Source organism: uncultured Phycicoccus sp. (genome assembly GCF_947495705.1).
Lineage (GTDB): Bacteria > Actinomycetota > Actinomycetes > Actinomycetales > Dermatophilaceae > Phycicoccus.
Map to the genome: position 1 here is coordinate 106141 of NZ_CANLZR010000006.1, position 10577 is coordinate 116717.

The following is a 10577-nucleotide window of genomic DNA, read 5'->3' on the forward strand; positions in this document are numbered from 1 at the left end:
CCGCACCCGCGGGCCGTACCCTGGCTCCCGTGTCGAGTCGGACGGGGCGCAGGTCGCTGGCCCGTGGGGCCGGTCTCGTCGCCGTCGGCATGACCGCGATGAACGTCGCCGCCTACGCCTTCACCCTCGTCGCGGCCCGGCGGCTCGGCCCCACCGAGTACTCGGCCGTCGCCGCGCTCATGGGGGTCGTCCTCGTCGCCAACGTCATCGCCCTGGGGGTCCAGGCGACGACGGCCCGGCGGGTGGCGGTGGCCGGCCCCGACCGGGACCCCGGGCCCCTCGTCGCGGCGGGCCGCCGGGCCGCCGTGGTGCTCGCAGCCGCGGCCCTGGCCCTCTCACCGCTCGCAGCGGCCGTCTTCCGCCTTGACTCCTGGATGACGGCGGCGCCCGTCGCGGTCACGGCCGGCGCGCTGACCGTCACGGGCGTCCGGCTCGGGCTCGCCCAGGGGCGGCGGCAGTGGGGCCGGTTCGCCGCGCTCAGCGTCGCCAGCGGCGCCGGGCGGGTCGTCGTGGGCGGCGCAGCGCTGTGGGTGTGGCCGTCCGCGTTCGGCGCGATGGCCGGGGTCGCCCTCGGGGCCCTCGTACCGGTGGCGGTGGGTGCCGTCCTCGTCGCCGACCCCCCGGGTGCGTCGCCGCGCGGCGCGTCGGCGCTCGGGGTGGTCCGCGAGGTGCTGCACGACTCGCACCTCCTGCTGGCGTTCTTCGCGCTGACCCAGGTCGACGTGTTCGTGGCCCGGGCCACGCTGCCCACGGCCGAGGCCGGGCTCTACGCCTCCGGCCTCATCCTCGCCAAGGCCGTCCTCTTCCTCCCGACCTTCGTCACGGTGCTCGCCTACCCGGTGCTGGCGCGCCGGAGCCACCACCGGCACGTGCACCACCGGGGCCTGCTCATCATTCTGGGCATCGGCCTCGTGGCGGTGTGCGGCGTCTTCGTCCTGCCCGACCTCGGGCTCGCCTTCGTCGGGGGGCCCGCCTACGCCGACGTCCGGGGGCAGCTGTGGGTGTTCGCCTCCCTGGGCACCGCCACCGCGATGGTGCAGCTGCTCGTCCAGACCGCCGTGGCCCGCCAGCACCGCACCGCGGTGGCCTGGGTGTGGGGTGCCCTCGTCGCGGTGCTCGCCGGGGTGCCGTTCGTCGAGGACGGCCGGGGGCTGCTGCTGCTCGTGCTGGCCGTCGACGTGGCCCTCCTGACGGTGCTGCTCGTCGTCACGTGGTCCGACGACCCCGCCGTCCCCCTGGAGGAGGACGATGCCGTGGCCGAGGCGCTGAGCACGGCCGAGGGCGACGACGGAGCGTGGGTCAGTGCGCGGCGTCGTGCCAGGAGCGGCCGACGCCGACGCTGACGTCGAGCGGGACGTCGAGCACGGTGGCGGCGCCCATCTCGCGGCGGACGAGTGCCTCGACGGCGTCGCGCTCCCCCGGCGCCACCTCGAGCACCAGCTCGTCGTGCACCTGGAGCAGCATCCGGCTCGTGGCGCCCTCGGCCCGCAGCGCAGCGTCGACGCCCTTCATCGCGAGCTTGATGATGTCGGCGGCCGACCCCTGGATGGGCGCGTTGAGCGCCATCCGCTCGGCGCCCTCGCGGCGCTGCCGGTTGTCGCTGAGCAGGTCCGGGAGGTACCGGCGGCGGCCCAGCATCGTCGCCGTGTAGCCGGTGGCCCGGGCCTCGGCGACGACCTCGCGCAGGTAGTCGCGCACGCCGCCGAACCGGGCGAAGTACTCGTCCATGAGGCCCTGGGCCTCCCCGGTGGAGATGGTCAGCTGCTTGGAGAGCCCGAACGCGGACAGCCCGTACGCGAGGCCGTAGCTCATCGCCTTGACCTTGCTGCGCATCTCGGGGGTGACGTCCTGCGGCTCGACCCCGAACACCCGGGCGCCGACGTACCGGTGCAGGTCCTCGCCGGTGCGGAAGGCCTCGATGAGGCCCTCGTCGCCGGACAGGTGCGCCATGATGCGCATCTCGATCTGGCTGTAGTCGGCCGACAGCAGCGACTCGAAGCCGTCGCCGACGACGAACACGTCGCGGATGCGCCGCCCCTCCTCGGTGCGGATCGGCACGTTCTGGAGGTTGGGGTCGGTGGAGCTGAGCCGGCCGGTGGCCGCGATGGTCTGGAGGTAGGTCGTGTGGATGCGCCGGTCGGGCGCGACGGACTTGATGAGCCCCTCGACGGTGACCCGGAGCCGGCTCGTGTCGCGGTGCCGCAGCAGTGCCTCGAGGAACGGGTGCTCGGTCTTGGCGAAGAGGTCGGCCAGGGCGTCGGCGTCGGTGGTGTACCCCGTCTTGGTCCGCTTCGTCTTCGGCATCCCGAGCTGGTCGAAGAGCACCTCCTGGAGCTGCTTCGGGCTGCCGAGGTTGACGTCGTCGCGGCCGATCGCCTCGTAGGCGTCGAGCTGGGCCTGGCGCATCTTGGCGGCGAAATCGGCCTCGAGCGCGGCGAGCGCGGCCTCGTCGACGGCGATGCCCGTGCGCTCCATCTGGGCCAGGATGTCGACGAGCGGCAGCTCGAGGTCGCGGAGCAGCCCGGTGCCCCCGGTCTCCTCGACCTTCTCGGCCAGCACCGCGGACAGCTCGAGGACGGCCCGGGCCCGCACCATCGCGTCGCGCTCGGCGGTGTCGTCGTCGGGGTCGACGTCGAAGGACAGCGTGCCCTGCCGGCCCTGGTCGCCCGCGGCCTCGGTGTCGGCGGTGAGCTCGCGGCCGAGGTGGCGGACGACGAGGTCCTCGAGGTCGTAGGAGCGCTGGTCGGGGCGGACCAGGTACGCGGCGAGCGCGGTGTCGCTGACGACGCCGTGCACGGCCAGGCCGCGGGTCGACAGGGCCTGCAGCTGGGGCTTGGCGTCGTGCAGGATCTTGGGGGCGTCGGGGTCGGCGAGCCAGCCCGCGAGCACGGACTCCTGCTCGGGGGTGAGCGCGGTGAGGTCGAGGGAGGCCGTGGCGCCGTCCTCACCGGCGAGGGCGATGGCGGCGGCGTCGCCGGACCCGGCTCGGTACTGCCCGGACACGACGACCCCGTGCGGCAGCCGCCGCCCCGGCGCCCCGTCGCCGAATCGGACCGCGAGGTCGTCGGCGGTGAAGATCTCGCCGTCGAGGTCGAAGCCGCCCTCGACCTCGTCGGACTCGACGTCGAAGGTCTGGAACAGGCGGTCCCGCAGCACCCGGAACTCGAGGCCGTCGAAGACGCGGTGGACCTCCTCGCGGTCCCACGAGGCGCGCTCGAGGTCGGCGACCCCGACGGGCAGCTCGAGGTCGTCGACGAGACGGTTGAGGCGGCGGTTGCGCAGGACGTCGTCGAGGTGGGCGCGGAGGTTCTCGCCGGCCTTGCCCTTGATCTCGTCGGCGTGCGCGACGATGCCGGTGAGGTCGCCGTACTGGCCGATCCACTTCGCGGCCGTCTTCGGCCCGACGCCGGGGATGCCGGGGAGGTTGTCGCTGGACTCCCCCACGAGGGCCGCGAGGTCGCTGTACCGGTTCGGCGGCACGAGGTACTTCTGCTCGACCGTGGCCGGGTCCATGCGCCACACCTCGGAGACCCCGCGCACGGGGTAGAGCAGGGTGACCTTGTCGGTGACGAGCTGGAAGGCGTCGCGGTCGCCGGTGCAGATGACGACCTCTCCCCCGGCCTCGGTGGCCTGACGGGTGAGGGAGGCGATGACGTCGTCGGCCTCGTAGCCCTCCACCCCCACATGCGTGATGCGCAGCGCGTCGAGCACCTCGCGCAGCAGCGGCAGCTGCCCGGAGAACTCCGTGGGGGTCGTGGCCCGGCCGGCCTTGTACTCGCTGTACTGCTCGAGGCGGAAGGTCTGCCGGGACACGTCGAAGGCGACCCCGACGTGGGTGGGGGCCTCGTCCCGGAGGACGTTGATGAGCATCGCGGTGAAGCCGTAGACGGCGTTGGTGTGCTGGCCGGTGCTCGTCGAGAAGTTCTCGGCGGGGAGGGCGAAGAACGCCCGGTAGGCCAGCGAGTGTCCGTCGAGGAGGAGGAGCTTCACGCGTGGCAGCCTAACGACCATGACCGACACCTCCGACCGCATGGCGGCCGTCGCCCGGATGCGGGCGATGAACCCCCACTCACTGATGGACCGGATGGGCATCGAGATCGTCGAGGCCGCGCCGGACCGGCTCGTCGCGACGATGCCGGTCGAGGGCAACACCCAGCCGTACGGACTGCTGCACGGTGGCGCCTCGGTGGTCCTCGCCGAGACCCTCGGCTCGATGGGCGCGGCCCTGCACGCCGGCGCGGACCGGGCCGTCGTCGGCCTCGACATCAACGCCACCCACCACCGCGCGGCCCGCTCCGGGATGGTCACCGGCACCGCGACGGCCCTGAGCCTGGGGCGCACCCTCGCGTGCTACGAGGTGGTCGTCACCGACGACGAGGGGCGCCGGATCTGCACCTCGCGGATCACGTGCCTCATCCGGGACGCCGCCCCCGGCGCCTGAGGGCCGCACCGGCCCGAACCTCGCGGTTCCTCCACGGGGAGGTCAGCGCCCGGTCAAGCCTCGGTCAAGCGCTGGTCAAGAACCCGGGGTCCGGGCCCCTTCGACCGACGCGGACCTGGCTGAACGGGTGAGGCCGGGGGCCCCGCGGCCCCGGATCATCGACGACGTGCCCACGGATGTCCCTCGCCGCTCGTCGGTCCTCGCCGCGCTCTCCGCCGCTGTCTGGGCGCTGCCCGCCGACGCGGAGGCCGTGTCCACCGCCGCCGCGGCCCCCACCCCGGCGCCCCCCGTGGAGGAGACGAAGCCGCTGCTGTCCTACGACGGCGCGGAGCCCGTCGCCGTGACCGCGCCGGCCGCCGCGGTCGTCGACCGCGCCTACCCGTGGCAGCCCCCGGTCCGCACGACGAGCCGCACGACCCGCCAGACCTCCGCCGCCAGCACCCTCGACCCCGCCGTGCACCTCGCCCGCCGAGCCTCCTGGGGGGCGACCCCGGACCTCGTCGCCCAGATCCGCTCCATGGGTCGCACCGCGTGGGTCGACGCCCAGCTCGACCCGGCCTCGATCGCCGACCAGAGCACCGAGTCGCTCGTGGCCGCCCAGTGGCCCCGCCTCGCGATGGCGATCTGGGAGGTGCGCGACGCGTACTGGCCCAGCTCCACCGGGGACCTCGGCACCGACGTCATCCAGGCGTACGTGGCCCGGGCCCTGTGGTCGCGCCGACAGCTGTTCGAGGTCATGGTCGACTTCTGGACCAACCACCTCGTCGTGACCGCCCCGTGGGGCGACGCCTGGGATGCGGTGCACCGGTACCACATCGACGTGATCCGGGGCCACGCCCTCGGCCGCTACGCGGACCTCCTCGTCGCCGCGGCGCAGCACCCGGCGATGCTCAACCAGCTCGACAACGGCTCTTCCACCAAGCGCGCGCCGAACGAGAACTTCGGCCGCGAGCTGCTGGAGCTGCACACGGTGGGCGTCGGCGGCGGGTACCCGGAGTCGGACGTGCTGCGCTCGGCCCTGGTCCTGACGGGCCTCTCCACGGAGCGCGAGAGCGGGGAGTACCTGTACCGCCAGATCCGCCACCACCGCGGCCGGCTCTCGGTGCTCGGCTGGTCCGACGCCAACGACTCGGCGTACGGCGAGCAGGTCGCCACGTCCTACCTCACCTATCTGGCCCGGCACCCGAAGACCGCCCAGCGCATCGCGACCAAGCTCGCGGTCCGGTTCGTGTCCGACGACCCCCCGGCCGCGCTCGTCGACCGTCTCGCCCAGGTCTACCTCGACCACGACACCCGGATCGCCCCCGTCGTGCGGGCGCTGCTGCTGTCCCCGGAGTTCGCGGCCTCGGCCGGCCAGAAGACCAAGCGCCCGCTCGAGAACATGATCTCGACCGCCCGCACCCTGGGGGTCCAGCCCGGCCAGGACACCAAGGGCTGGCTCGCCGAGCTCGTCTGGTCGGCGAAGGTCGCCGGGCAGGCGCCGATGGGCTGGCCCGCCCCCAACGGCTTCCCGGACGTGGCCGCCGCGTGGGCCGGGGCCGGCACGACGATGGCCTCCTGGAACTGGCACATGGCCCAGGGCTGGGAGGCCATGCAGACCTCGACCCCGCGGGTCGCCTACCCGAGCTTCCGCACCCTGCTGCCCGACACCCTGCCCGCCACCTACGGCGCCCTCGTCGACGCCCTGGCCTCCCGGCTGCTCGACGGCCCGCTGCCGACCGCCAAGCGGGACGCCGTCTGTGCGTTCCTCGACAAGACGGCGGCATCGACCCTGAAGTCCACCGACCCCGTCCTCGGCTGGCGCCTGCCCTACGTCGTGGCGCTCGTCCTGGACAGCCCCGAGTTCGCGACCCGTTGAGGCCTCCCATGACCGACCTCGCCATCCCGTCCGACGCCGCCGACGCGCCCGCCGCCCCGCCCGGCGACGGCGAGTGCGGCTGCCCCGACTACGTCCGGGCCGGCCTCGCGCTGTCCCGGCGCGGCGTGCTCGGCAGCGCGACCGGTCTCGGCGCCCTCGCCGCCGGGGTCGCCCTGGCCCCCACCGCCCAGGCGGCGACGTCGCTGACGTTCGCCGACAGCGGCTACAGCGGCGACACCCTCGTGGTGCTCTCCTTCCGCGGCGGCTTCGACGGGCTCTCGGCGGTCGTCCCGGTCGCCGAGGCCGCGTACTACGCCGCCCGACCGAACATCGCCGTCCCGGCGTCGCGGACGCTGGCCCTGGACAGCCGGTTCGGGCTGCACCCGGCACTCGCGCCGCTGCTGCCGCTGTACACGAGCGGGAAGCTGGCGGTCGTCAACTCCGTCGGCCAGCCGAACCCGACCCGCTCGCACTTCACCGACATGGACGAGATGGAGCGGGCCGCCCCGGGCTCCTCGCTGCGGACCGGCTGGCTCGACCGGATGGTCGGGGCCACGACCACGCCGGGCACGTTCGCCGGGACCGCGATGGGCGCCACGAGCGCACCCCGGTCCTTCCTCGGCCCGTCGGTCGAGCTCGCGCTGCGGTCGGTCGACTCCTTCCAGCTCTCCGGGGCAGGGAACGCCACCGAGGTGGCCCGGTGGACGACGGCCCTGCGGGCGCTGCACGACGGGGCGGCCGACCAGTACGCCGTCCCGGCCGAGGCCGCCCTCGGGGCGCTCGCGACGACGACGGCGCTCAAGGCCGCCGGCTACTCCCCCTCCGGGGGCGCGTCCTACCCGTCCGGGTCGCTCGCCGACGCCCTGCGCGACACCGCACGGCTCGTCAAGGCCGGCGTCGGCCTGCGGGCCGTCACCATCGACTCCGGCAACTGGGACATGCACGCCGACCTCGGGCGCAGCGACGGTGGGTGGATGCACGACCAGCTGACCTCGGTGGGCAAGGCGCTCGCGGCCTTCATGACCGACCTCGGCAGCGTGGCCGACCGGGTGACCCTCGTCACCCTGTCGGAGTTCGGCCGCCGGGTCGCCGAGAACGGTTCGGGCGGGGTCGACCACGGCTACGGCAACGTGTCGTTCGTGCTCGGTGGCGGCGTCAACGGTGGCAAGGTCTACGGCGCCTGGCCCGGCCTGGCCCCGGACCAGCTCCTGGCCGGTGACCTTCCGGCGACGACGGACTACCGGTCGGTGCTCGGCGAGATCCTCGAGCGGCGCTGCGGGCTGACGGCCGGGACGGTGCTCCCCGGCCTGCCGAGCGCGCGCCTCGGGGTGGTGCGGGCCCGTACGTGACGCCGCGCCGCGGGTGTCTCAGGCGGAGCGGGTCGGCACGAAGGCCCGCTGCCGCAGGCTCCGCCGGCGGCGGGTCAGCTCCAGGCCCGTCTCGGCGGTCTCGGGTGCGAGGCGCCGTCGCAGGGTGCCGGTGGCGACGACGCGGCGGGTGACGACCGACCCGAAGCCGAGCCGCGCGAAGAACCGGTTGGCGTCGCGGCTCGTGGTCGGGACGTTGGACACGAGCTGCTCGCACCCGGCGCGCTCGGCACACGACAGCACGGTGGCGAGCAGGGCCTTCGCGACGCCGTGCCGGCGCGCCTCGGCGCACACGTACAGCTGCTCGATGGCCACCTCGGCGGTCGGCGCAAGCCCGAACGGGTTGTCGGTCGTGATGGCGTACCCGACCGGGGTGCCGTCGAGGGTGGCCACGAACGCCTGGACGCCCGGGCGGCGCAACGCGGTCGAGAACCGGCCGTCGGCGACGGCCCGCGCGCACACCTCGGGGCTGGTGCCGGCCTCGACCCGGGCCTCCAGCCACAGGGCCGTCACGTGGGTCAGGTCGTCGCCGACCGGCAGCACCTCGACGGGGCGTCGTCCCACGGAGCCTCCTTGCTCGAGCGCCCCGGCCTGGGGCGCGCCATCGTCACCACCGCACACTATGTCCCTCGCGGGTGGGCCCGCGGAAGGGGGTGTGGCCCGCGAAATTCGCCGACCGGCGACCCGCGGCGTGGGTCAGGCGTTCTCCATGCCGGCGATGACCGCGTCGGCCACCTCGCGCATGCCCATCCGCCGGTCCATCGCGGTCTTCTGGATCCAGCGGAAGGCGTCGGCCTCGCTGATCTTCAGCTTCGCCATGAGTACGCCCTTGGCCCGGTCGACGGCCTTGCGGGTCTCGAGCCGGTCGCCGAGGTCGGCGACCTCGGCCTCGAGGGTCTTCAGCTCGGCCCACCGGGACAGGGCGATGTCCAGGGCCGGGGTGACGTCGCCCGCCGTGAACGGCTTGACGACGTACGCCATGACCCCGGCGTCGCGGGCCCGCTCGACGAGCTCGCGCTGGCTGAAGGCGGTGAGCATGACGACCGGGCAGATGCGCTCGCCACCGATGGTCTCGGCCGCGGTGATGCCGTCCATGACGGGCATCTTGACGTCCATGATGACGATGTCCGGGTTCAGCGACCTGGCCATCTCGACGGCCTGCTCACCGTCGCCGGCCTGGCCGACGACGTCGTAGCCGGCCTCGCGGAGCATCTCTGCGAGGTCCAGCCTGATGATGGCCTCGTCCTCGGCGACGAGGACACGGGTGGGGGTGGGTGCACTCTGACTCATGTGCCGGGAGCGGGACTCGAACCCGCACGCCCTCGCGGGCAGAGCATTTTGAGTGCTCCGTGTCTGCCGTTCCACCACCCCGGCGGGGGCGCTGTCAGCATAGCCAGCGACCCGCGGTGGACCTCAGGCCTGTCCGGCGGCGGCGTCGGCCGCAGCGTCGGCCGCAGCGTCGCTGTAGGCGGGCGCGACCCGGTTCTTGGCGTCGCCGACCCGGTGCACGCGCAGCGCGTTCGTGGACCCGGGGATCCCGGGCGGTGACCCCGCGACGATGACGACGTTCTCGCCCTCCTTGACCCGCCCGATCGACAGCAGCAGCTCGTCGACCTGGAGCGCCATGTCGTCGGTGTGCCGGACCTTGCCGACGAGGAAGGTCTCGATGCCCCAGGTGAGGGCCAGCTGGCTGCGCGTCGCCTGGTTCGGGGTGAACGCGAGCATCGGGATGCGCGGGCGCACCCGGGCGAGCCGGCGGGAGCTGTCGCCGCCCTCGGTGAAGGTGATGAGGAACCGCACCCCGAGCAGCTCGCCGATCTCGGCCGCGGCCGCGGTGACGGCGCCGCCTTTGGAGTTGGGGCGGGTGCCGAGCGGGCGGATCCGGTGCAGGCCGTGGGTCTCGGTGTTCTCGATGATCTTGGCCATCGTGCGGACCGCGGCGAAGGGGTGCTTGCCGACGCTCGTCTCGCCCGAGAGCATCAGGGCGTCGGCGCCGTCGAGCACCGCGTTCGCGGCATCGGAGGCCTCGGCCCGGGTGGGGCGGCTGTTGTCGATCATCGACTCGAGCACCTGGGTGGCGACGATGACCGGCTTGGCCCGGCGCCGGGCGATCTCGCAGGCGCGCTTCTGCACGAGCGGCACCTGCTCGAGCGGCATCTCGACGCCGAGGTCGCCGCGGGCCACCATGACGCCGTCGAAGGCGCGGATGATCTCGTCGAGGTTGTCGACCGCCTGCGGCTTCTCGATCTTCGCGATGACCGGGAGCCGGAGCCCCTCCTCGTCCATGATCTCGTGGACGCGCAGGATGTCGTCCGGCGACCTGACGAAGGACAGCGCGATCATGTCGGCGCGGGTCCGCAGCGCCCAGCGGAGGTCGTCCTCGTCCTTCTCCGAGAGCGCGGGCACCGAGACCGCCACCCCGGGCAGGTTGATGCCCTTGTTGTTGCTCAGCGTGCCGCCCTCGGCGACCTCGCAGACGACGTCGGAGTCGGTGACCTCGGTGGCCACGAGGGCGATCTTGCCGTCGTCGATGAGGATGCGGTCGCCCGCGTGCACGTCGCCAGGGAGCCCCGAGTAGGTGGTCCCGACCTCGTGGACGTCGCCCGGCACGTCGCGGGTCGTGATGGTGAAGGTCGCGCCCTTCTCGAGCTGGACGGGACCGTCCTGGAACCGGGCCGTGCGGATCTTCGGCCCCTGGAGGTCGACGAGCACCCCGACGGCCCGGCCGACGTCGTCGCTGGCCTTGCGGACGTCGCGGTAGACCTGCTCGTGGTCCTTGTGCGAGCCGTGCGAGAGGTTGAGCCGGGCGACGTCCATGCCGGCCTCGACGAGCTCGCGGAGCTGCTCGGCGGAGGAGGTGGCGGGGCCGAGGGTGCAGACGATCTTGGCGCGGCGCATGCGAGCGAGCCTA

8 protein-coding genes and 1 tRNA gene are annotated in these 10577 nt (G+C 73.8%); 4 read left to right on the forward strand and 5 right to left on the reverse strand.

Annotation, left to right across the window (positions count from 1 at the left end; translation table 11 throughout):
• The first annotated feature begins 29 nt into the window (after positions 1-29).
• Positions 30-1343 carry a lipopolysaccharide biosynthesis protein gene (locus Q0963_RS10390; RefSeq protein WP_299445426.1) on the forward strand — a complete coding sequence of 438 codons (1314 nt, stop codon included), beginning with the start codon at positions 30-32 and terminating at the stop codon, positions 1341-1343.
• Here Q0963_RS10390 and polA read toward each other — a convergent pair.
• On the reverse strand, positions 1300-4011 hold the full coding sequence (polA, locus tag Q0963_RS10395) for a DNA polymerase I (RefSeq protein WP_299445428.1): 2712 nt from the start codon (positions 4009-4011) through the stop codon (positions 1300-1302). The genes Q0963_RS10390 and polA overlap by 44 nt on opposite strands.
• Here polA and Q0963_RS10400 point away from each other — a divergent pair.
• From Q0963_RS10400 to Q0963_RS10410, 3 genes are all read left to right on the forward strand, one after another.
• Positions 4010-4441: a PaaI family thioesterase gene (locus tag Q0963_RS10400; RefSeq protein ID WP_299445430.1), complete on the forward strand. Its 432-nt coding sequence runs from the start codon at positions 4010-4012 to the stop codon at positions 4439-4441. The genes polA and Q0963_RS10400 overlap by 2 nt on opposite strands.
• 166 nt (positions 4442-4607) lie before the next feature.
• Entirely contained in the window at positions 4608-6299 is a 1692-nt protein-coding gene (locus Q0963_RS10405) for a DUF1800 domain-containing protein (protein ID WP_299445432.1), read from the forward strand.
• An 8-nt stretch (positions 6300-6307) separates the two neighbouring features.
• Entirely contained in the window at positions 6308-7648 is a 1341-nt protein-coding gene (locus Q0963_RS10410; protein ID WP_299445434.1) for a DUF1501 domain-containing protein, read from the forward strand.
• Positions 7649-7666: 18 nt separating this feature from the next.
• Here the strand turns inward: Q0963_RS10410 and Q0963_RS10415 are convergent, their stop codons facing one another.
• From Q0963_RS10415 to pyk, 4 genes are all read right to left on the reverse strand, one after another.
• The gene (locus Q0963_RS10415) at positions 7667-8230 is read right to left on the reverse strand and encodes a GNAT family N-acetyltransferase (RefSeq protein ID WP_299445436.1); all 564 of its coding nucleotides are present in this window, start codon (positions 8228-8230) and stop codon (positions 7667-7669) included.
• Positions 8231-8362: 132 nt separating this feature from the next.
• Positions 8363-8956, reverse strand: a complete 594-nt coding sequence (locus Q0963_RS10420) for an ANTAR domain-containing response regulator (protein WP_299445438.1) — start codon at positions 8954-8956, stop codon at positions 8363-8365.
• Position 8957: 1 nt separating this feature from the next.
• A tRNA-Leu gene (locus Q0963_RS10425) sits at positions 8958-9040 on the reverse strand.
• A gap of 39 nt (positions 9041-9079) precedes the next feature.
• Positions 9080-10564: a pyruvate kinase gene (gene pyk / locus Q0963_RS10430; RefSeq protein ID WP_299445439.1), complete on the reverse strand. Its 1485-nt coding sequence runs from the start codon at positions 10562-10564 to the stop codon at positions 9080-9082.
• Between the last annotated feature and the right edge of the window lie 13 nt (positions 10565-10577).